We start from the raw sequence: 21,007 nt of genomic DNA on the forward strand, positions 1-21,007 counted from the left end.
ATGGCGGGGGGCCGGTAGGTTCGGCCCAGTCCACCACCGGACACCCGACCGGAGAACCTCCGTGCAGTCGTCGCCACGCCGCTGGGTCAGGGACGGTGTGCCGCACCGGGGCACCGCCACTGGGAGCCAGGCTCAGCGCCCGCGTCGCGACGAGGGAACGTTCCGGCCGGTCGGGGAGGTGTGACCCGGGTGGGGCCCGGGCGCTCAGTAGACAACGGCCTTTCGGCCGACCCGCAGCCAGCGGGTCCCAGGTCGGCCCGAAGGGCGCCGGGCCCCCATCCGCAGACCCACGGACGTCATGGATCGCAGACGTCATGGATCGCAGACGTCATGGATCGCAGACGTCATGGATCGCAGACGTCATGGATCACAGTCGTCATGGATCACAGTCGTCGAAAAGGGGACACTTTCCCGGCTCTTGCCGAATCGACACAGGTGTACGACCCTTCTGGCGCGTCCGCGCAGGCAGTGCCCACTATGGTGGATCCCTGCGTACGGACACGAAGGGGCAGCAGTGAACGACGGCGACGGGACCCTCGCGGCACAGAGCCAGGGGAGGCAGTTCGGGCCGCTCGGCAGGGCCTTGGTGATCATCCCGACCTACAACGAGGCGGAGAACATCAGGGCGATCGTCGAGAGGGTGCGCAAGGCCGTTCCCGAGGTGCACGTGCTCGTCGCCGACGACAACAGTCCCGACGGCACGGGCAAGTTCGCCGACGAGGTGGCCGTCGCGGACGACCAGGTCCATGTCCTGCACCGCCAGGGCAAGGAGGGCCTCGGCGCCGCCTACCTCGCGGGGTTCCGCTGGGGTATGGAACACGGCTACGGCGTGCTGATCGAGATGGACGCCGACGGCTCCCACCAGCCCGAGGAACTGCCCCGGCTGCTCACCGCCCTCAAGGGCGCCGACCTGGTCCTCGGCTCCCGCTGGGTGCCCGGGGGCCGGGTGGTGAACTGGCCCAAGTCCCGCGAGTTCATCTCCCGGGGCGGCAGCCTCTACTCGCGGGTGCTGCTCGACGTCCCCGTCCGGGACGTCACCGGCGGCTACCGCGCCTTCCGCCGTGAGACCCTGGAGGGCCTCGGCCTCGACGAGGTCGCCTCCCAGGGCTACTGCTTCCAGGTCGACCTGGCCCGCCGCGCGATCAAGGCCGGGTACCACGTCGTCGAGGTCCCCATCACCTTCGTGGAACGCGAGCACGGCGACTCCAAGATGAGCCGGGACATCCTCGTGGAGGCGCTGTGGCGGGTCACCACATGGGGCGTGGGGGAGCGGGTCGGCAAGGTCTTCGGCGGAAGAAAGCCGCCACAGTCGTAGCGCTACGACCTCACAGGCACCATTGATCGTCCTCTTATCCCGTACTGAGCCGGACCCAGGCACACTGGACGCATGACGACTGGCGCTCCGACCCCCGCACCCTCCGCACGGCCCCGGCGCTCCCGGTTGCGCACCTTCCTGCCGCTCGGCATCGCCGCCTGGGTGGTACTGGAGATCTGGCTGCTGACCATGGTCGCGGGCGCATCGAGCGGGTTCACGGTGTTCCTGCTGCTGCTCGCCGGCTTCGCGCTCGGCGCGGTGGTCATCAAGCGGGCGGGCCGCCGTGCCTTCCGGAACCTCACCGAGACGCTGCAACAGCAGCAGAGCGGCGCGACGCCGCCGGCCCCGGCGGGCAACAGCGAGGGCAACGGGCTGATGATGCTCGGCGGCCTGCTGCTGATGATCCCCGGCCTGGTCTCGGACGCGGCGGGCCTGCTCCTGCTCGTCCCGCCCGTCCAGAAGGCCATCAGCCGCTATGCGGAGCGCACCTTCGAGCGCACCCTCCGCCAGGCCGCACCCGGCACCCTGGGCGACGCCTTCCAGCAGGCTCGCATCCACCGCCCGGACGGCAAGGTCGTGCAGGGTGAGGTCATCCGGGACGAACCGGGGGACGCCCCACAGGGTCCGCGCCCGCCGCTCATGGGCTGAGGCCCGCCCGGGCACACGAAAACCGCGGGCGCCGTACGTCAACTCACGTACGGCGCCCGCGGTTGTGTGTGCGTTGCCTACTGCCCAAGCCCCGCAGGGATCACGCGGACTTGCGGCTGTCGCGCGGATGTACCGCGATGTTCATCGCACCGGACCGCAGAACTGCCAGACGCTCCTCAAGGACCTCTTCGAGTTCCTCGCGGGTGCGCCGCTCCATCAGCATGTCCCAATGTGTACGCGCGGGCTTGGCCTTCTTTTCCTCAGGGCCGTCGCCGTCCACGAGGAGTGCCTGGGCCCCGCAGACCTTGCACTCCCACTCCGGCGGGATCTCCGCCTCGACCGAGAAGGGCATCTCGAAGCGGTGCCCCTTCTCGCATGCGTACTCCACGGCCTGGCGCGGGGCCAGGTCGATGCCGCGGTCCGTCTCGTAGCTGGTCACCACGAGGCGCGTGCCGCGAAGAGCTCGCTCACTCATGAATCGTGCCTCCCGGGCTTGTCGCCCACAGGACAGGTGTCGCTGTCGTCGTCATCCGGTCAACGTCCGGTCGGCGGTAAAGATTCCCGTTCCGTGTCCCGTTCCGGGTCATGCGTCGCCGTCGTAGCCGCCCCTTGTTGTACCCACCAGCGCCCGGTTTGTCACATCTGCTAGCAGATGTCACCCAGCGTTTCGGCATCTTTGACGCGCAGTAACGGTACGCCTGGCAGGCCAAACGCGTACACTACCGCCCTTTCGCCTTGAGCGCTAAATCCTGGCCGGAACGACATTGCCCGCGTCGGCGGTCGCCCGCCGCACCGGAACCCGTGCGAGCAGGGCAAACCCCAGGATGAAGAAGACCATCAGCGAGATGATCGCGTCCCGATGACTTCCGGTCAGCCGTTAGGCGAGACCGAACAGAAGCGGGCCCAGCCGGCTCATGCCCCGGTCACTGAGTTCGTATGCCGAGAAGTGCTCGGCCTCCTTTCCGGGCGGGACCGGACGTGAGAACAGGGAGCGGGACGGCGCCTGGCTGCGATCGGCGAGCCGAGGATGGTGCGCTTGGCACCGTAGGCCCGGGCCGGCCGCCCCAGACTGCCCTCGCTTCCCCGAGAAGGCCGATGCCTGCCGGGGACTCAGACCCACTCAGACCCACAGGCCCCGGTCCTCCATGACCTTGCGCAGTGTGTCGATGTGATCGGTCATGATGCCATCGACGCCCAGGTCGAGGAGCCGGTGCATGTCATCGGCCTCATTGATCGTCCACACATGCACCTGCAGCCCGCGCGCGTGGGCGGTGCGGATGAAGCGGTGGTCCACCACCTGGATGCCGGACTGGGCCTCGGGCACCTGTGCGGCGACCGCCGAGCGGCGCAGCGTCGCCGGGACGCCCCAGGAGCGCAGCCGCAGATTGAGGACGCCGCGTGTGCCGTACGACGTCGCCAGGCGCGGCCCGGCCAGCCGCTGGGCGCGCACCACGCGCGCCTCGGAGAAGGAGCCGACGCAGATCCGGTCCCAGGTGTTCGTGCGCTCGATCAGTTCGAGGAGCGGGTGGAGCGCGGGCTCGTCCTTCATGTCGACGTTCCAGCGGATGCCGGGAAACTCCTGGAGCAGGTCTTTGAAGAGGGGCACCGGCTCCTTGCCCGCCACGCGCGCGTGCGCCACGTCCTTCCACGGCAGGTCGGCGATCCGGCCCGCCCCGTCGGTCACCCGGTCCAGGGTCGTGTCGTGGAAGGCGACGAGCTTTCCGTCCGACGTGGCGTGGACGTCGGTCTCAAGGTACCGGTAGCCCGCCTCCACCGCGCGCCGGAACTGCAGCGCGGTGTTCTCCAGGCCGTCCGCGTCTCCGCCTCGGTGGGCGAAGGCGATCGGGCCGGGATGGTCGAGATAGGGGTGGCGTATCCGCGTGCTCACGATCGAAGTATCGCTCCATGGGGTGGCCCCTCGGCAACGACCGTGCTGCGGCCCGGTGCCGGCGGGACGGCGAACACGCGCAGGAAGAGCTGGGCCAGCGGGCCGATCGACACCGCGTACAGGATCGTGCCGACGCCGATCGTGCCGCCCAGCGCGAAGCCCGTCACGACCACCGCCACCTCGACGGCCGTCCGCATCAGCCGGATCGAGCGGCCGGTGCTCCGATGCAGCCCGGTCATCAGCCCGTCCCGGGGGCCCGGACCGAAGCGGGCGGCGATGTAGAGGCCGGTGGCCGCGCCGTTGAGCAGGGTCCCGGCGAGCAGCAGAGGGATCCGTACGGTCAGGGAGTGGGTGCCGGGAAGCAGGGCGAGGGTGCCGTCCATGGCGATTCCGACGACGAAGACGTTGGAGACGGTGCCGAGGCCGGGACGCTGGCGCAGGGGGATCCACAGGAGCAGGACCGCCGCGCCGATCACGATCGACACCACGCCGATCGTCAGGCCCGTCAGTTCGGCCAGGCCCTGGTGCAGCACGCCCCAGGGCTCCAGACCCAGGCCCGCCTCGACGAGCAGGGCCGCACTCGCTCCGTAGAGGGCGAGACCGACGTACAACTGGATCAGCCGGCGAGGCAATGGGCTCTCAAGGCCTTTACGGTCCTTCCGGTCCTTGCGGTCCTTGCGGTCCTTCATGGACAAGACGTTTCCCCCTGGTGGTGGCTGTGGCCCGATGCATGACACCCTGTGGCTTGGGAAGAAGCGTGATCCATGGCCAATTTGGGGAAGGTGGACTGATTTGTATGGCGCAGTGGACCTCGGCGGTGGGGGCTGCTCAGCTCGCCCGGCTGCTCAGCTCCCAGCAGGACCGCCCGGCGGGCCCGGGCACGCGCCGTCCGCCCGCCTACCGCGCGCTCGCCGATGGCGTCCGGCTGCTCGTGCTCGAAGGCCGCGTCCCGGTCGCCGCTCGCCTGCCCGCCGAACGCGAGCTGGCGCTCTCCCTCTCCGTCAGTCGTACGACCGTCGCCGCGGCCTACGAGGCGCTGCGCGCCGAGGGTTTCCTGGAGTCCCGGCGTGGGGCGGGCAGTTGGACCGCCGTACCGGCCGGCAATCCGCTGCCGGCGCGCGGTCTGGAGCCGCTGCCGCCCGAGGCGCTCGGCTCGATGATCGACCTTGGCTGTGCGGCGCTGCCCGCGCCCGAGCCGTGGCTGACCCGGGCGGTGCAGGGGGCGCTGGAGGAACTGCCGCCGTACGCGCACACGCACGGTGACTATCCGGCGGGGCTGCCGGCGCTGCGCGCGATGATCGCCGAGCGGTACTCCGCGCGCGGGATTCCGACCATGCCGGAGCAGATCATGGTGACGACGGGTGCGATGGGCGCCATCGACGCCATCTGTCACCTCTTCGGGGGGCGGGGCGAGCGGATCGCGGTGGAGTCGCCGTCGTACGCCAACATCCTGCAGCTGATGCGGGAGGCGGGCGCTCGGCTCGTGCCCGTCGCCATGGCCGAAGGGCTTGCCGGGTGGGACCTGGACCGATGGCGGCAGGTGCTGCGGGAGGCGGCGCCGCGGATCGCGTATGTCGTCGCCGACTTCCACAACCCCACCGGCGCGCTCGCCGACGAGGACCAGCGGCGCCAGTTGGTCGACGCGGCGCGGTCGGCGGGGACCGTGCTGATCGCCGACGAGACGATGAGCGAGCTGTGGCTGGACGACGAGGTCGAGATGCCGCGGCTCGTGTCTGCCTTCGACCCTGCCGGGTCGACGGTCATCACCGTGGGGTCCGCGAGCAAGGCCTTCTGGGCGGGGATGCGGATCGGGTGGGTGCGGGCGGCTCCCGATGTGATCCGCAGCCTGGTCGCCGCGCGTGCGTATGCGGATCTGGGTACGCCTGTGCTGGAGCAGTTGGCCGTGAACTGGCTGTTCAGCACCGGGGGTTGGGAGCAGGCCGTGGAGGTGCGGCGCGGTCAGGCGCGGGACAACCGGGAGGCGCTGGTGGCTGCGGTGCGGAAGGAACTGCCCGGGTGGGAGTTCGAGGTGCCGCGAGGCGGGTTGACGCTGTGGGTGCGGACCGGGGGGCTGTCCGGGTCGCGGCTCGCGGAGGCGGGGGAGCGGGTGGGGGTACGGGTACCGTCCGGGCCTCGCTTCGGGGTCGACGGGGCCTTCGAGGGGTATGTGCGGTTGCCGTTCACGGTCGGGGGTGCGGTGGCGGAGGAGGCCGCGGTACGGCTGGCTGCTGCGGCTCGGTTGGTGGAGAGCGGTGGGGGTGGGGGAGCCGGGGGGACTGAGACGCCTCGCACGTTTGTGGCGTGACCGGGCGGGACGTACGGGCTGGGCGTGGCCCGCGTTTGCGGGGTGCCGCGGGGGCGTGGGCCGGGGTGGGTCGCGCAGCCCGGCGCCGACGGGGTGCCGCCCGCGCCCACCCGTGGCCTTAGGCGGCACGAATGCCCGCAGGTTGGCGTGGTGTGGATGCGCGCGGCTTGGGGTGGAGTGAATGTGTGGGGGTTGGTGTCGGTGCGGGGCGGGGTGGTTACGCGGGTTCTACTGCGGCTGCCTTTTCGGAAAGCTGTTTTGGTTGTGGCTCTTCCGGCAGGGGGGCCGGTTCCGCGTCGGCCGGTGTTGTTTTCGGGGGGAGGAGGGCCAGTACCGCCTGGCGGTGGGCCTCTGTTGTGGTGTCGTCGTAGGGGTCCGGCGTCGCGGGGACCTGGAGGCGGTGGACCTGGCCTGTGCCGAGGCGGGCGTAGCCGCGGCCGGGGGGGACGTGGGTGACGGGGGTGGTGTGCGGGGGCGTGCCGAGGACCGTCTTCAGCTGGTCGGCCGTGGCCGGGCCCAGGACGACCCGCGCGCGGGTGTGCTGTCGTACCGGATCGCTCAGGGTGTCCACGCTGTCGAACTGGTCGGCCACGACGACGGTCACGTTCGCCGCGCGGCCGTGGCGCAGGGGGACCTGGAGCAGGGACTGTGGGTCCTTGCGGCCGTCCGCGGCGGCGACGTGGGTGAAGGCGCTCGGGCGGTCCAGCAGGATCCACAGCGGGCGCTTGGTGTCGTCCGGTGGCGGGTGGCCCGCCTGGCGCGCGCGGTTGACCGCGATCAGGCGGCGCTCCGTCTCGGCGGCGGCCCACTCCAGGCTCGCCAGCGCCCCGGCCAGTGCGCACTCCACGGCCAGCACGCCGTCCCGGCCGGTGAGGCAGGCGTACTCGCCGGTGCCGCCGCCCTCGATGATCAGGACGTCGCCGTGCTGCAGGGCCTGGAGGGCGATGGAGCGCAGCAGGGTCGAGGTGCCGCTGCCCGGCTGGCCCATGGCGAGCAGGTGCGGCTCGGTCGAGCGGACGCCGGTGCGCCAGACGACCGGCGGGACATCGCGCTGTTCCTCACCGAAGGTGAGGGGGAGCGTGCGCTGGACCTGGACGGGGTCGGTGAAGCCGAGGACCGTCTCGCCGGGGGACGTGACGAAGCGCTGGGCGGCGATGTCGGTCGGCAGCGGGGCGAGGACCGTGACCGTCAGCAGGTTGCCCTCCTCATCCCAGCCGAAGTGGTACTCGCGGCCACGGCCCGACTTGGCGGTGACCAGATACTCGATCCGGGCCCGGGCCTCGGCCTCGCCGTCCGTGAAATACGCCGGGTAACGGATCACCAGGTGCGTGACCCGGCCGGTGTCGTCGAAGCCGTAGGTCGGAAACGCCTTCTCCCACTCGCCGCTGTGCGCGTACAGGGGCGCGGGGTCCTCGGCGGTCGAGAAGTACGGGACCAGGGCCTCGTACAGCGCCTGGAGGCGTTTGGCCTGTGACTCGTCGGGGCCGTCCGGGGCCCGCTGGGTGCGGTCCCGGCCCTGCCAGGCTGCCGCCGCCATCACGGTGACGACGGCCAGCAGTGGGCCGTACGGAACGAGCGCCACGACCAGGATCACCGAGGCCACCAGGAACAGCAGCGGCCCCCGCCGGTCCTTGGGCGCGTCGGCCCACTTGCGCCGTCCGGCCGCTGCCAGCCGGCGCAGACCGCGGGTGATCGTGATCAGCGGGTGAAGGACATCGGTGGCGCTGTCGGCCGCCGTCCGGGCCAGCTCCTTGCTCCGGGCGAGCTGCGCGCTGCCGTTGCTCAGAATGCGGGGGAGGGGGCGGCGGGCCACTGCTGTCTCCTGAAGATGCGTGCGTGGGTACGGGCGTGAGGGCGGCGTCAGAACTTGATTCCGCCGAGCAGGCTCGCCAGGCTCTCGCCGCCGGCCTTGATGCTCGGGGCGATCGCCGTGCTCGCCAGATAGAAGCCGAACAAGGCCGAGACCAGGGCGTGCGACGCCTTGAGGCCGTCCTTGCGGAAGAAGAGGAAGACGATGATGCCGAGCAGGACCACGCCTGAGATGGACAGGATCATGTGAGTTCTCCTGGTTCGCGGGGACAGTCACCATGAGTACTTCCAGGCTCACAGGATGTATCCATACTACAAAAGGTGCAACCGGGTGAATTACGGCATATTTCGCTCGCCCGGCCCAGTGCTCATCGGCGGTTCGGGCAGGTCGGCCGCACACTGCGGCCCTGCGATGATCATTGCCCCCGGGCGTATCCGGTCATGTGTCCTGGAAGCCAGTACGCTGGCGAATCACCCGTACTAGTGAGAGGCGGTCCGGCCGATGACTGAAGCCCCCGACCCCGAGGTCGTGGAGCTGGCGACCAAGATCTTCGATCTTGCCAGGCAGGGGCGGACCGAGGCGCTCGTGGCCTACGTCGACGCGGGTGTACCGGCCAACCTCACCAACGACCGCGGCGACTCCCTGGTGATGCTCGCCGCCTACCACGGGCACGCGGACGCGGTACGGGTGCTGCTGGCCCGGGGCGCCGAGGCGGACCGGATCAACGACCGGGGGCAGACTCCCCTGGCCGGGGCCGTCTTCAAGGGCGAGGAAGAGGTGATCCGAGCCCTCCTGGAGGGTGGCGCCGACCCGGCCGCGGGTACTCCGTCGGCCATCGACACGGCCCGGATGTTCGGCAAGGCCGAACTGCTGGAGTTGTTCGGCGCACACTGATCCGAACGTCCTGACCAGGCAAAACAGAGATTTGAAGCAGACAGGAAGCAAACAACGGGGGAGGCGGTACGGGGCCGCCGGAAATTTCGGTCGCGGCAGGCAGAACTGCCGAGTCATCATGACGTCGTGATTCACGGACGCGATGGCTGGGCAGGTGTTGCCGCACCGCGCGGGCCGTGAGCGGTCCGCACGGGCCCACCAACGAGAGGCAGAGGAAGATGGCGTGCAGCAAGCAGGAAACGGCGGGCGCCCCGACGTGTTGTCACGCGGCCAGGTAGAGCAAGATCCCGGTTGCGTCGACGCTTGATGTGAGGCTGTTTCCCATGTTCGATCCGGTCATAGCGCCCAGCGGAACGCTGCTCGGCCTGCTCCAGCGGGGCCGCGGCGACGGCACACTGCACGCGCTCACCGCCCCACGAGCCGAAGCGCTCGCGGCACTGAACCACTGCGTGCTGCACGACCCACGCCACGACTGGCAGGTGGAGAACCGCTCCCTGTACTACGCCCGTCTCTACCTCGACCTCAACGGCGAGCTGGACGAGATCGAGGCCCACCTCTTCGACGTCGAGGACGCCCTCGACACCGACGAGTCACGCACCGGGCTCGCCCTGGCCGTCCTCGGCCACCTCGCCTCGTACGGCAGGCGCGACGCCCTGGGGCTGCTGCGCAGGTATGCCGCCGGGGGCGCCAACTGGGCCTGGGCGCTGGATGAGCTCGCCCTGCGGGACGACGACGCCGGACTGCGCGCCCTCGCGGCCCCCGTCCTGGCGCGCTTCCCGGCCGACGCCGAGGGCGAGGCCGAGCTGGCCGCCACCGTCCGGGACGCGTTCGAGCCCCGGCCCTGGCGCCTGTGGGCCGAAGATCCGCGCGAATCCATCGCCACGCGCGTGCGTACGGCCCAGGAGGCCGGCTGTTTCGACCGCTGGCAACGTCAGATGAGCCCGACCGGCCCGCGTCCCGGGTGGAGCGTGCAGGCTGTCTTCGAGTGGGCCCAGCAGGGCGTGCAGCGCGGAGTGGCGCTCCATGTTCCCGCCGCCCGGTGCCTCACCGCCGTGGCCGGCCCCGAGGACCGGCCCGACATCGTCGCCGCCGCCAAGGACGGCGGCGAGGGCGCCCGCTGCACGGCGCTGCGCTATCTCGCCGACGGCAACGATCCGGAGGCCCTCGACCTGATCGAGGGCGCCGTTGCCACCGGCTCGACCGCCGTCGTGGAAGCCGCCGTCGACGCATTCGAACGTATGCGCAGTGTCGCCGCCGTCGACCGGGCTCGCGGCTGGGCCCGCCGGCCCGATGTGCTGGGCGCCGCCGCCGGGCGGGTGCTCGCTTGTCGCGGCGGCACCGGGGACCGGGACCTGGTCCTGGGGGCGCTGCGAGAGGCGGTGCGGGGCGAAGGGCCCGACGCGCCGACCCTGTGGACCTTGGTGGACGGCACCGGACGGCTTGGAATCGCCTGCGCCGCGCCCGTATTGCGGCATATCTACCGCGAGACGGCGTCATCCCATCTGCGCGGCCGGGCCGCCCGTGCCCTCGCCGCCACCGATCCCTCCTTCCCCGCCGGGTTCGCCGTCGAATGCCTCTGGGATTGCGAGGAAGGCACCCGTGAGATCGCCGCCCGGCACGCCGAGACCGGCGATGCCCGGGTCGTGGAGCAGCTGCGCAGGCTCGCCGCGGACCCGGCCGAGGAGGCCGAGGTCCAGACAGCCGTACGCAGCCGGATCGGCCCCGACGCGCCCGCTGTGTGAACACGAGATGACGCGCGAGTCAGGCGGGTATGGACGCGGTCTGGCCTGCTCGGGTGGGCATCGCAACGCTCATGAGGCGTTCGCCGCCGGGAAAGATCGACGTTGACGCGGCCACGTCCAGTACGGCGACAACACCCATATGCGTGTCGTCATCGTGACCGAATCCTTTCCCCCCGACGTGAACGGCGTGGCCCACTGCGCACTCCAGACCGCCCGACACCTCGTCGATCGCGGTCACGCTCCTCTCGTCGTCGCTCCCGCTCCCGCTCCCGGGAACAAGGTGGCCGGCCTCGCGCCGTGCCCCGTCGTCCATGTCCCCTCCCTGCCGCTCCCCGGCTACCCCCAGGTGCGCGTCGCTCTGCCCAGCCGACGCCTCGCCGCGGCGCTCATCGAGCACCGCGCGGACGTCGTCCACCTGGCCAGCCCCTTCATCCTCGGCGTCCGCGGCATGGCCGCCGCCGCCCGGCTCGGCATCCCCGCCGTGGCCGTCTACCAGACCGACCTGGCCGGGTACGCCCGCACCTATGTGGGTGCCGGCGAGGCCGCGGCCTGGCGTCGTATCCGCTCTGTCCACTCCGCCGCCGACCTCACCCTCGCGCCGTCCAGCGTGTCCCTGCACGACCTGGAGTCACACGACGTGCCCCGGGTGAAGCTGTGGCCGCGCGGCGTCGACACCGTCCGCTTCCGCCCCGACCTCCGGGACGAGGCGCTGCGCCGGGAACTCGCCCCGAACGGCGAGCCGATCGTCGGCTACGTCGGGCGGCTCGCCCCCGAGAAGCACATCGAGCTGCTGGCCGGTGCCTGCGGCCTGCCCGGCGTCCGGGTAGTGGTCGTGGGCGACGGACCCAGCCGGCCGAACCTGGAGGAGGTGCTGCCGGGCGCGGTCTTCCTCGGCCGCCGCACCGGCGAGGACCTCGCCAGGATCTTCGCCTCCTTCGACGTCTTCGCGCACACCGGCCCCTTCGAGACGTTCTGCCAGACGGTCCAGGAGGCCATGGCAAGCGGCGTGCCCGTCATCGCGCCCGCCGCGGGCGGTCCGCTGGACCTGGTCGCCCACGGGCGCACCGGGCTACTGGTGCCGCCGCGTGACGCGGCGGCCGTACGGGACGCGGTGCAGACGCTGGCCGCCGACCCCGCGTTGCGGGCCGCGTACGGCGCCGCCGCGCGCACCATGGTGGAGGGCCGCACCTGGGCGGCTGTCGGAGACCAGCTCATCGGGCACTATGCCGAGGTGCTGAAGACACGGAAGAAGACGGTGGTGGCGGCGTGAACGAGTCACTGCGCATCGTCAGGCTGGCGAACTTCGTCGCGCCCGCCTCGGGCGGTCTGCGTACCGCGCTGCGCGAACTCGGCAAGGGGTTCAAGGCGGCCGGGCACGAGCCGGTGCTGATCGTGCCGGGTGAGCGGTACTCCGACCGGGAGACCGAGCAGGGCCGGGTGATCACGCTGCCCGGGCCGCTGCTGCCCGGCACCGGCGGCTACCGCGTACTCATCGACAAGCGGCGGGTCGCGGGGCTCCTGGCGGAACTGGGACCCGACCGACTGGAGGTCTCCGACCGTACGACCCTGCGCTGGACCGGCAAGTGGGCACGCCGCGCCCGGGTCCCCGCCGTGATGGTCTCCCACGAGACCGCGGACGGCGTGCTGCGCACCTGGGGCCTGTCGGAGAACCTGTCCCGGCGGACCGCCGACGCCCTCAACGTCCGTACGGCGCACACCTACTCGCGGGTCGTGTGCACCACCGAGTTCGCGGAGCGCGAGTTCGTGCGGACCGGGGCGCGCAATGTCGTACGGGCCCCCTTGGGCGTCGATGTGATGGAGCGGCACCCCGCACTGCGGGATGCGGGTCTGCGTGCGGAGTACGCGCGCGTGGACGAGATTTTGCTGGTGATGTGCTCCCGGCTGTCGGTGGAGAAGCGGCCCGGCACCGCCGTCGACGCCGTCGAAGAGCTGGTCCGGCGCGGGCGCCGGGTGCGGCTGGTGGTGGCCGGTGACGGTCCGCTGCGGGAGCGTCTTGAGCAGCGGGCGCGGGAGCGTGCGCTTCCGGTCGCCTTCCTGGGGCACGTCTCCGACAAGGGCCGGCTCGGTGCGCTTCAGGCGTCCGCCGATGTCTGCCTGGCGCCGGGGCCCGCCGAGACGTTCGGGCTCGCCGCGCTGGAGGCGATGGCCTGCGGTACGCCCGTGGTGGCGAGCGCCTCGTCGGCGCTGCCGGAGGTGATCGGCTCCGCCGGGGCCACCGCCGCGGACCGCGGAGCGGCCTTCGCGGACGCCGTGGACATGCTCCTGGAGCGGTCCGAGGCGGACCGCCGGGAGGCGGCACGCGCGCGTGCCGAGTGTTTCGGATGGGGCGCGGCGGTCGAAGCGTTCCTCGCCGCGCACGACGCGGTGGTGACAGGACCGGTGCACCGGGTCATGCCGGAGCGTGTGACATGAGACCGATGCGTTTCGTGTCCCTCGGGGATTCGCTCACCGAAGGGGTGGGCGATCCCGTGGGGAAGGTCTGGCGCGGCTGGGCCGCGCTGCTCGCCGACGGGCTCGGTGTGGGGCCGGCGCGGTTCACCAACCTGGCCGTGAGCGGGGCGCAGACGCGTGATGTGCTGGAACGTCAACTGCCCGCCGCGCTCGACCTGCGGCCCGACGTGGCGTCCGTCGTCATCGGCGTCAACGACACACTGCGCTGCACCTTCGACATCCACGCCGTGGCCGAACGGCTCGACACGGTGTACGCGGCCTTCGCCGCCCAGGGCACGACCGTCCTCACCGCCTGTCTGCCCGACCCCGGTTCGATGCTGAGGCTGCCGGGTTCACTGGCCCGCCCGCTGGCTCGCAGACAGCGCGCGGTCAACACGGTGGTCCACGCGCTGTCCGAGCGGTACGGCGCCGTGCATCTGCACGCCGCCGAGGAGGAGTGGGCCCAGGACCGGGCGATCTGGAGCGCGGACCGGCTGCACCCCAGTGAGCGTGGGCACCGGGAACTGGCGCTGCGGTTCCACGGGCTGCTGGCCGAGGCGGGCGTCGCGAAGGGGTTCGCGCCCTCGCCCGTGCCGGAGTTCCCGGCGCCCACCAGGTCGGCGAGCCTGGTGTGGCTGGCCACCGCGGGCACGGCCTGGCTGATCCGTCGGTGCACCGACCTGTTGCCGAACCTGTTGACGCTGGCCGTCGACGAAATGCGGCACCGCGCGCGCGGAACGAGCGCGAAGCTCGATCTGCGGGCGGCGCATGCGGTGTCCGCCGCGCTGGCGGCGCTGTCGATGGAGTTGGAGCAGCGACCGGAGCCGGACGCGGCTTAGCTCCGCTGGTTCGGCCGTGGGTATCTGCGGGTGCGTTGTGGCCGGTCGCGCAGTTCCCCGCGCCCCTGAAGGGGCGCGGGTACGCACCGTACGCCGGTAAGGCCCCGACGATGACATTCAGGGGGTCAGTGGCGGCGTACGGGGATGAAGCGGACCGGGGTTCCAGGGGCCGCCTGCGCGGTCGGCGGTAGGTCTGTCTGGCGGACCACGGCTATCACCGGGTAGCCCCCGGTCGTCGGGTGGTCGGCCAGGAAGACCACTGGGCGGCCGTCGGGTGGTACCTGGACCGCGCCCAGCACCATGCCCTCACTGGGGAGTTCACCGGGGAGGGCTCGCTCCAGGGCGGGCCCTTCGGTGCGCAGGCCGATGCGGTTGCTGGAGGCGGACACGCGGTACGGCCGTGAGGTGAACGTGCGAAGGGCCTCCTGGGTGAACCAGCCGTCGCGCGGGCCGAGGGTGACGTGCAGGACCAGTTCGGCCGGGGGAGCGGGCTGGGGGGCGACGTCCACGCGCGCGTGGGGCGTGAGGGGCTGCCCCAGGGGCAGTACCGTGCCGTCCGCGAGCGGTGGTGGGCCGAGGCCGGAGAGCAGGTCGGTGGAGCGGCTGCCGAGCACGGGGTCGACGGCGACGCCGCCGGCGACGGCGAGATAGCTGCGTACGCCGGAGACGGCGGAGCCGATCTCCAGCACGGCCCCCTCCGGAATACGCACCGGTGCGCCCCAGGCGACGGGGCGGCCGTCCACCGTGACGCGGCAGGGTGCGCCCCCGACCGCCACGGTGACCGTCGAACGAGGGCGTACGGCGCAGCCGTTGAGCGTGGTTTCCAGGACGGCGGCCTCGGGGGGATTGCCGACGAGGCGGTTGACCAGGGCCGCCGCGGGCCCGTCCAGGGCGCCGGAGCGGGGCACGCCGAGATGGGCGTGCCCGGAACGCCCGCGGTCCTGCACGGTGGTCAGGGCACCGGCCCGTACGACGACGAGCGCGCGGTCCGTCATGGGTGCCCCACCGGGACGAAACGGACGGGTGTGCCCGGTGACAGCAGCGCGGCCGGCACGCGCGCGTGGTCCCACAGCACGGCGTCCGTGGTGCCGATCAGCTGCCAGCCACCGGGCGAGGAGCGCGGGTAGACGCCGGTGTAGGGGCCCGCGAGTCCCACCGCACCGGCGGGGACGGCGGTGCGCGGCGTGGCCCGCCGCGGGACGTCGTAGCGCTCCGGCAGCCCGGACAGGTAGCCGAAGCCGGGCGCGAAACCGCAGAAGGCGACGCGGAATTCGGTCCCCGCGTGGATACGGGCCACCTCCCGCTCGGCCACACCCCAGTGCGCCGCCACGTCGGCCAGGTCCGGGCCGTCGTAGCGCACCGGGAGCTCGATCACCCCACGCGCGCGTGGGGGAGCGGGCGGCACTTGTGCGGCGGTCAGTTCGGCGGCCAGACGGGCCGGGTCGGCGAGGCCGTCCAGGAGGACCGTACGGGCCGCCGGGACGATCTCGCCGACGGAGAGGGAGCCCTCCGCGCGGCGCCGTAGCAACTCCGCGTGCAGGGCCTGCGCCTCGGCCCCGGAAGCGACCTCGACGAGCAGGGCGCCGGCACCGACGGGCAGCACCCTCATACGAAGGCCTCCACCCGGACACCCGACTCCCGGAGTCGCTCCCGGACCCGGCGGGCCAGCTCAACCGCGCCGGGCGTGTCCCCGTGCAGGCACAAGGACTCGGCCCGTACCTCGACCGGCGCCCCGGAGCGGGACGTGACGACGCCGAAGCGGGCCAGCCCCAACGAGCGCTCCACCACGGTGTCCGGGTCGGTGAGCACGGCGCCGTCCTGCCCGCGCGGAACGAGCGTGCCCTCCTCGGTGTACGCGCGGTCCGCGAACGCCTCCGCGACGGCGGGGAGCCCGGCCTTCCCGGCCAGCTCCAGCAGCCGTGAGCCGGGCATTCCGAGCACGGGCAGGGAGGCGTCCGCGAGGAGCACGCCGTCGACGACCGCGCCGGCCTGCTCCTCGTCGTGCACGACGCGGTTGTAGAGCGCGCCGTGCGGCTTGACGTACGACACGCGCGTGCCCGCCGCGCGCGCGAACACCTCCAGGGCGCCGATCTGGTAGGCCACTTCGGCCGCCAGCTCGGCGGGCGGCACGTCCATCGCGCGCCGCCCGAACCCCGCCAGATCCCGGTAGGCGACCTGCGCCCCGATCCGTACGCCGCGCTCGGCCGCCAGCTCACACACGTGCCGCATGGTGACCGCGTCCCCGGCGTGGAAGCCGCAGGCCACGTTGGCGCTGGTGACGACGGACAGCAACTGCTCGTCGTCGGTGAGCCGCCAGCGGCCGAAGCCCTCGCCGAGGTCGGCGTTCAGATCGATCGCGGTCATCGGTCCCCTCTGGTGTTCTGGTGTTCATGGACCTGCTCGTCACTGCTCACGCCACCCGGAACTGCTCGTCGCGGGCGTCCGTGAGGAACATCTGGCCCGGTGCGTGGGTGATGGCGAACGGCGGTCGTGACGCCATCACCGCGGCCTGCGGGGTCACTCCGCAGGCCCAGAACACCGGGATGTCGTCCGCGGCGGTGTCGACCGGATCGCCGAAGTCGGGGCGGCCGAGGTCGTCGATGCCGAGCCCCGACGGATCGCCGCAGTGTACGGGGCTGCCGTGGACCGCCGGGAGCAGACTGCTCTCCCGGATCGCCGCCGCCAGGTGTTCCGGCGGCACCGGGCGCATGGACACCACCAGCGGTCCGTGCAGCCGCCCCGCGGGACGGCATTGACGGCCGGTCAGGTACATCGGGACGTTGCGGCCCTGTTCGAGGTGGCGGATCGGGACACCCGCCCCGGCCAGCGCCCACTCGAAGGTGAAGCTGCATCCGATCAGGACCGACACCAGGTCGTCCCGCCAGTACCCGCGCACATCCGTCGGCTCGTCCACCAACTCGCCGTCCTCCCACACCCGGTAGCGCGGCAGATCGGTGCGCAGATCCGCGCCGTCCGCGAGGACCGTCGTGCAGGAACCGGCGTCCGTGATGTCGAGTACCGGACACGGCTTGGGGTTGCGCTGGCAGAACACCAGCAGGTCGTACGCCCAGTCCGCGGGCACCGCGATCAGATTGGCCTGTGTGTGTCCCGCGGCGATTCCGGCGGTGGGGCCCGTCAGGCCCGCGCGGAAGCGGGTGCGCGCGCTTCTCGGGCTCCACGCGCGCGCGTGCTCGTCCACGAGGGTCACGGGGCGGTCTTCCGTGCGGTTCACTCCAGTTCCTTCCCGCGCGTCTCCGGCAACCCGAACAGCGCCAGTGCGGCCACCGCGTATCCGATCGCCCCGAAGACCAGCGCTCCGCCCACGCCCCAACTGTCGGCCAGGAAGCCGACGGTCGTGGGGAAGACGGCGCCCACGGCGCGGCCGGCGTTGTAGGTGAAGCCCTGTCCCGCGCCGCGCACCGCGGTCGGGTACAGCTCGCTCAGGAAGGAACCGAAGCCGCTGAAGATGGCCGACATGCAGAACCCGAGCGGGAAACCGAGCACCAGGAGCAGGGTGTTGGCGCCGTTCGGGATGTTCCCGTACGCCACGATGCAGACCGCGGACAGCAGCGCGAAGAGCCAGATGTTGCGCCGGCGGCCGAGCCGGTCGGTGAGGTAACCGCCGGTCAGATAGCCGAGGAAGGCGCCGGAGATCAGGAACGTCAGATAGCTGCCGGTGCCCACGACCGACAGGCCGCGATCGCTCTTCAGGTACGTCGGCACCCAGGTGGCCAGCGTGTAGTAGCCGCCCTGGACACCGGTGGACAGCAGCCCCGCGAAGATCGTGGTGCGCAGCAGACCGGGTTTGAAGATCGCCGTGAAGGAGCCCTTGCCCGCGCTCTTCCGCCGTACCGCTATCGCCTCGGGCGCGTCCTGCACCCGGCGTCGCATCCAGACGACGAGCAGCGCGGGCAGCGCTCCGGTCCAGAACATCACGCGCCAGGCCAGATCGTCGTCCATGACCGAGAACACCACCGTGTACACGATCGCGGCGAGCGCCCAGCCGACGGCCCAGGAGCTCTGGATCGCGCCGAGCGTGCGGCCCCGGTGCTTCGCGCTCGCGTACTCGGCGACCAGGATCGCCCCGACCGCCCACTCGCCGCCGAAACCGAGGCCCTGGAGGGCGCGGAAGACCAGCAGGGTCTCGAAGGTGGGGGCGAAGCCGCAGGCGACGGTGAAGACCGCGTAGGTGATCACCGTGATCATCAGTGCCCTGACCCGGCCGAACCGGTCGGCCATCACCCCCGCGAGGGCGCCGCCGACGCCGGACGCCAACAGCGTCACGGTGGTGAACAGGCCGGTCTGGCCGCTGTTCAGGCCGAAGTACGCGGCCAGCGCGACCATGCTCAGCGGCAGCGTGAAGTAGTCGTAGGAGTCGAGGGCATAGCCGCCGAACGCGCCGGCGAAGGCGCGGCGGCCGCGCGGACCCAGGGCGCGCAGCCAGCCCAGCGCGCCGTCGTCGGCGGTGCGTTCATCCATGGCCGGGCGGACGTCGGCGCTCAGGGCCTGGGGTGGAGGGGTCGTGCTCATGGGCACCTCGCAGAGGGAGGACGGAGGGTGCGTGAGGACTGAGCCGAGCCGTGCGGAAGCCGTCGGCGCCGTCTGGAGCGGAAGTCGGCGCCGTTCGTAGCAAGGTAGAGGATCGTTCAACGATCCCTCAATACCCATGTTGTTTCGTTCTTGTGTCTGCGATTGAATTCCGGGCATGGCAGAAGAGCTGTCGGGACTGGCCGACGACCGTGCCCTCCTGGGGCGCACCAGCACCGCCGAACGGGTCTCGGACATCCTCAGGAGCCGGATCGCCGAGGGCTATTTCCCGCCCGGGACGCGGCTGTCGGAGGACAGCATCGGCGGCGCGCTCGGCGTCTCCCGCAACACACTGCGCGAGGCGTTCCGCCTGCTCACCCATGAACGGCTGCTCGTCCACGAGCTGAACCGGGGCGTCTTCGTCCGGGTGCTGACCGTCGAGGACGTCGAGGACATCTACCGCACCCGCGGCCTGGTCGAGTGCGCCGTCGTCCGCGGTCTCGGCGAACCGCCGTACGTGCTGGACGGGCTCGCGGAAGCCGTGGCCGAGGGGCAGCGGGCGGCGCGCGAAGGTGACTGGAAAGGGTTGGGTACGGCTAACATCCACTTCCACCGGGAACTGGTCTCGCTCGCCGGCAGCGAGCGCACCGACGAGTTGATGCGGAGCGTGTTCGCCGAGCTGAGGCTGGCGTTCCATGTCGTGGACGACCCGCGGCGGCTGCACGAGCCGTATCTGGCGCGCAATCTGCAGATTCTCCAGGCGCTGCAGGCAGGCGAGCGGGTCGAGGCCGAGAAGCTGCTCGCCGTCTATCTCGACAACTCGTTGGAGCGGGTGGTCGAGGTGTACCGGCGGCGGGTGGGCGAGGACGGATAGCCGGTCAGGGGTGTGACAACCGTGACGCCGGGGCCCATCTGAGTCGTTTGGGGCGTTGTCAGACCGAGGACTTAGTCTGTGCACCGTGACTTCGCCTGCATCGACGGACCGTGTTCCGCCCCAGTTCACCGCGGGGCCGCGCCCAGCTCCGGGCCCGGCTGCCGACGAGGGACTGGCGCGGCGGCTGCGCGCGCTCGCCTGCACCGCGCCGCTGCACGATCTGGACGCCCGCAAGGCCAACCTCGCCGGTGAGTACTCGGTGTACGGCATGGCCGAGGTCGCCCTGTCCGCCATCGACCTCGTCACGCTGAACATGGACTTCGACGCCGGCGCCGACCACGACCAGATCGTCGCCCGGCTCATCCCGCGCATTGCCGCCCAGGCCCCGAGGCGGCCCGTCGTCGAGCATGAGCGGGTCGCCCGGTGGGTGCTGGAGAACCTGATCAACGTCGGCAGCGTCGATCGCGGCTTTCGCGCGGTCTACGGCACCTTCGCGCCGGACGGCACGTATGTCCGGCGGGACTACGACTTCAAGCTGATCGAGGAGGTCCCGGGACCCGCCGGCAGTGTCTATCTCCGTACGACGGACGAAGCGGTCAACGTGCTGGTCGGCGCCCTCGACACCGACGTCACCAGCGCCCAGATCGCCGCCGAGGTCAAGCTGGAGGTGCTGATCAACCGCGGGCGGCTCGCGGATGCCCAGCTCGCCGCCGAGCAGGCCCGGTATCGGACCGTGCAGTACTCCGAGACGCTGCGGCGGGCGCTGGATGCCACTCGGCGCAATGTGCGCGCCGTCGACTGGCTCAGCGCGGTACCCGACATGATCGCCGAGGCGCTGGAGCACGTCGCCGACCGGTACCGGCACGAGAACGCGATCCTCACCAACATCCGCAAGGCGCGGGACGAGTCCGAGGATCCCGAGCACAAGCGGCGTGCGGCGGAGCTGGTCGACATCGTGAAGGACTGCATTCGGCGGCATACGCAGTTGCAGTCGCGACTGCTGGAGGCCGGGCCGCTGTTCCGGGCCGAGCAGGACCGGCAGGCGTTCGCCACACCGATGACGTCGTCGGGGATCGATCTGTACGGACATCTCGTCGCGCCTGTGCTGCCGTTGGAGCTGGAGCGGGCGGTCCGGGTCACGGATGCGTTCTTCGCGCGCGGGACGGGGCTGCGCACTCCGGTGTCCGTCCGGATGGGGGATCTCGTGGACATACTGCTGACTCCGCCGGTGGAGCGGGAGCATCTCGGCGCGGAGATGCCTGAGCCGGATCTCATCGCCACGCCGGACGACAGCCGGTTCAGCGAGGAGCAGTTGGCTGCGGCCATCGCGCTGCTCGATGTGCCTGCGGATGCGCCGCGTAGGTTGTCGGGGCTGTTGGTCGACGCCCGTCGGATTGATCCTGATCTGCCCTATTTGGTGGCCCTGCTCGCTGTTCACGCGGCCAGTCCGCCTGTCGGTACGGCGTATCGGCAGGGGGAGCAGAGGTTGCTGTTTGCCGTGGATGACGGGACTGAGCTGGATGATCCGGAGTTCGGTGGGGCGGATTTGATTGTGGGGACGGCGTTGCTCGATGCGGTGGGGATGGCGGCGGATCGGACGGAGGCGGCTTGATGTCTGTTGCCGGGTGTGGGGCGTGTGTGGCTGGTCTCGCAGTTCCCCGCGCCCCTAAGAGCCTTGTCCTGCCGCCCGTTCATCAGAATCCCGAGGAGTCGC

The 21,007-nt window shown here is 71.5% G+C and carries 20 protein-coding genes and 1 pseudogene; 10 read left to right on the forward strand and 11 right to left on the reverse strand.

Features of this window, described 5'->3' with window-relative positions; all coding sequences use genetic code 11:
- The first annotated feature begins 514 nt into the window (after window positions 1–514).
- Window positions 515–1,315 (forward strand): polyprenol monophosphomannose synthase, encoded by an 801-nt coding sequence (locus tag GFH49_RS04750; protein WP_155054478.1) that lies wholly within the window; start codon window positions 515–517, stop codon window positions 1,313–1,315.
- Window positions 1,316–1,387: 72 nt separating this feature from the next.
- Window positions 1,388–1,963, forward strand: a complete 576-nt coding sequence (gene fxsA / locus GFH49_RS04755) for an FxsA family membrane protein (RefSeq protein WP_155054479.1) — start codon at window positions 1,388–1,390, stop codon at window positions 1,961–1,963.
- A 100-nt stretch (window positions 1,964–2,063) separates the two neighbouring features.
- Here the strand turns inward: fxsA and GFH49_RS04760 are convergent, their stop codons facing one another.
- From GFH49_RS04760 to yczE, 4 genes and pseudogenes are all read right to left on the reverse strand, one after another.
- Complete coding sequence (locus GFH49_RS04760) at window positions 2,064–2,438, reverse strand: RNA polymerase-binding protein RbpA (protein WP_003977404.1); 375 nt, start codon at window positions 2,436–2,438, stop codon at window positions 2,064–2,066.
- Window positions 2,439–2,705: 267 nt separating this feature from the next.
- Window positions 2,706–3,034 (reverse strand): annotated as a pseudogene (locus GFH49_RS04765) (MFS transporter); the annotation flags it as partial.
- A gap of 49 nt (window positions 3,035–3,083) precedes the next feature.
- Window positions 3,084–3,851 (reverse strand): glycerophosphodiester phosphodiesterase family protein, encoded by a 768-nt coding sequence (locus GFH49_RS04770; protein ID WP_155054480.1) that lies wholly within the window; start codon window positions 3,849–3,851, stop codon window positions 3,084–3,086.
- Window positions 3,848–4,540, reverse strand: a complete 693-nt coding sequence (gene yczE, locus GFH49_RS04775) for a membrane protein YczE (RefSeq protein ID WP_155054481.1) — start codon at window positions 4,538–4,540, stop codon at window positions 3,848–3,850. The genes GFH49_RS04770 and yczE overlap by 4 nt, the downstream gene beginning before the upstream one ends.
- A gap of 107 nt (window positions 4,541–4,647) precedes the next feature.
- On the opposite strand from yczE, the gene GFH49_RS04780 reads away from it, so the two are divergent.
- Entirely contained in the window at window positions 4,648–6,156 is a 1,509-nt protein-coding gene (locus GFH49_RS04780; RefSeq protein WP_155054482.1) for an SCO1417 family PLP biosynthesis transcription factor, read from the forward strand.
- Between the two features lie 217 nt (window positions 6,157–6,373).
- On the opposite strand, the gene GFH49_RS04785 is transcribed toward GFH49_RS04780, so the two are convergent.
- Together GFH49_RS04785 and GFH49_RS04790 are read right to left on the reverse strand one after the other, a co-directional pair.
- Complete coding sequence (locus GFH49_RS04785) at window positions 6,374–7,969, reverse strand: P-loop NTPase family protein (RefSeq protein WP_155054483.1); 1,596 nt, start codon at window positions 7,967–7,969, stop codon at window positions 6,374–6,376.
- A gap of 47 nt (window positions 7,970–8,016) precedes the next feature.
- On the reverse strand, window positions 8,017–8,211 hold the full coding sequence (locus GFH49_RS04790) for a hypothetical protein (RefSeq protein ID WP_016434155.1): 195 nt from the start codon (window positions 8,209–8,211) through the stop codon (window positions 8,017–8,019).
- Between the two features lie 256 nt (window positions 8,212–8,467).
- Here GFH49_RS04790 and GFH49_RS04795 point away from each other — a divergent pair, with 256 nt between their 5' ends.
- From GFH49_RS04795 to GFH49_RS04815, 5 genes are all read left to right on the forward strand, one after another.
- Window positions 8,468–8,860 carry an ankyrin repeat domain-containing protein gene (locus tag GFH49_RS04795; protein ID WP_155054484.1) on the forward strand — a complete coding sequence of 131 codons (393 nt, stop codon included), beginning with the start codon at window positions 8,468–8,470 and terminating at the stop codon, window positions 8,858–8,860.
- Between the two features lie 323 nt (window positions 8,861–9,183).
- Window positions 9,184–10,602: a HEAT repeat domain-containing protein gene (locus tag GFH49_RS04800; RefSeq protein ID WP_155054485.1), complete on the forward strand. Its 1,419-nt coding sequence runs from the start codon at window positions 9,184–9,186 to the stop codon at window positions 10,600–10,602.
- A 139-nt stretch (window positions 10,603–10,741) separates the two neighbouring features.
- Window positions 10,742–11,872: a glycosyltransferase family 4 protein gene (locus GFH49_RS04805; protein ID WP_155054486.1), complete on the forward strand. Its 1,131-nt coding sequence runs from the start codon at window positions 10,742–10,744 to the stop codon at window positions 11,870–11,872.
- Window positions 11,869–13,035: a glycosyltransferase gene (locus GFH49_RS04810; protein ID WP_155054487.1), complete on the forward strand. Its 1,167-nt coding sequence runs from the start codon at window positions 11,869–11,871 to the stop codon at window positions 13,033–13,035. Before GFH49_RS04805 ends, GFH49_RS04810 begins: the two co-directional genes overlap by 4 nt.
- Window positions 13,032–13,892 carry an SGNH/GDSL hydrolase family protein gene (locus tag GFH49_RS04815; protein WP_155054488.1) on the forward strand — a complete coding sequence of 287 codons (861 nt, stop codon included), beginning with the start codon at window positions 13,032–13,034 and terminating at the stop codon, window positions 13,890–13,892. The genes GFH49_RS04810 and GFH49_RS04815 overlap by 4 nt, the downstream gene beginning before the upstream one ends.
- A 125-nt stretch (window positions 13,893–14,017) precedes the next feature.
- Here GFH49_RS04815 and GFH49_RS04820 read toward each other — a convergent pair whose 3' ends face one another.
- The 5 genes from GFH49_RS04820 to GFH49_RS04840 are packed head-to-tail and all read right to left on the reverse strand — an operon-like array spanning window position 14,018 to window position 18,422.
- Window positions 14,018–14,887, reverse strand: coding sequence for a 5-oxoprolinase subunit C family protein (locus GFH49_RS04820; RefSeq protein ID WP_155054489.1), 870 nt, complete (start codon window positions 14,885–14,887; stop codon window positions 14,018–14,020).
- Window positions 14,884–15,501 carry a 5-oxoprolinase subunit PxpB gene (gene pxpB / locus GFH49_RS04825; protein ID WP_155054490.1) on the reverse strand — a complete coding sequence of 206 codons (618 nt, stop codon included), beginning with the start codon at window positions 15,499–15,501 and terminating at the stop codon, window positions 14,884–14,886. The genes GFH49_RS04820 and pxpB overlap by 4 nt, the downstream gene beginning before the upstream one ends.
- On the reverse strand, window positions 15,498–16,256 hold the full coding sequence (locus GFH49_RS04830; RefSeq protein ID WP_155054491.1) for a LamB/YcsF family protein: 759 nt from the start codon (window positions 16,254–16,256) through the stop codon (window positions 15,498–15,500). Before GFH49_RS04830 ends, pxpB begins: the two co-directional genes overlap by 4 nt.
- Window positions 16,257–16,302: 46 nt before the next feature.
- Window positions 16,303–17,124 carry a putative hydro-lyase gene (locus GFH49_RS04835; protein WP_155054492.1) on the reverse strand — a complete coding sequence of 274 codons (822 nt, stop codon included), beginning with the start codon at window positions 17,122–17,124 and terminating at the stop codon, window positions 16,303–16,305.
- On the reverse strand, window positions 17,121–18,422 hold the full coding sequence (locus GFH49_RS04840) for an MFS transporter (protein WP_155054493.1): 1,302 nt from the start codon (window positions 18,420–18,422) through the stop codon (window positions 17,121–17,123). Before GFH49_RS04840 ends, GFH49_RS04835 begins: the two co-directional genes overlap by 4 nt.
- 175 nt (window positions 18,423–18,597) lie before the next feature.
- Here GFH49_RS04840 and GFH49_RS04845 point away from each other — a divergent pair, with 175 nt between their 5' ends.
- Both GFH49_RS04845 and GFH49_RS04850 read left to right on the forward strand, forming a co-directional pair.
- The gene (locus tag GFH49_RS04845; protein WP_155054494.1) at window positions 18,598–19,293 is read left to right on the forward strand and encodes a GntR family transcriptional regulator; all 696 of its coding nucleotides are present in this window, start codon (window positions 18,598–18,600) and stop codon (window positions 19,291–19,293) included.
- 85 nt (window positions 19,294–19,378) lie between these two features.
- Window positions 19,379–20,905, forward strand: coding sequence for a hypothetical protein (locus tag GFH49_RS04850; protein WP_155054495.1), 1,527 nt, complete (start codon window positions 19,379–19,381; stop codon window positions 20,903–20,905).
- The last annotated feature ends 102 nt before the right edge of the window (window positions 20,906–21,007 follow it).

This window comes from Streptomyces blattellae (assembly GCF_009709555.1).
Lineage (GTDB): Bacteria > Actinomycetota > Actinomycetes > Streptomycetales > Streptomycetaceae > Streptomyces > Streptomyces blattellae.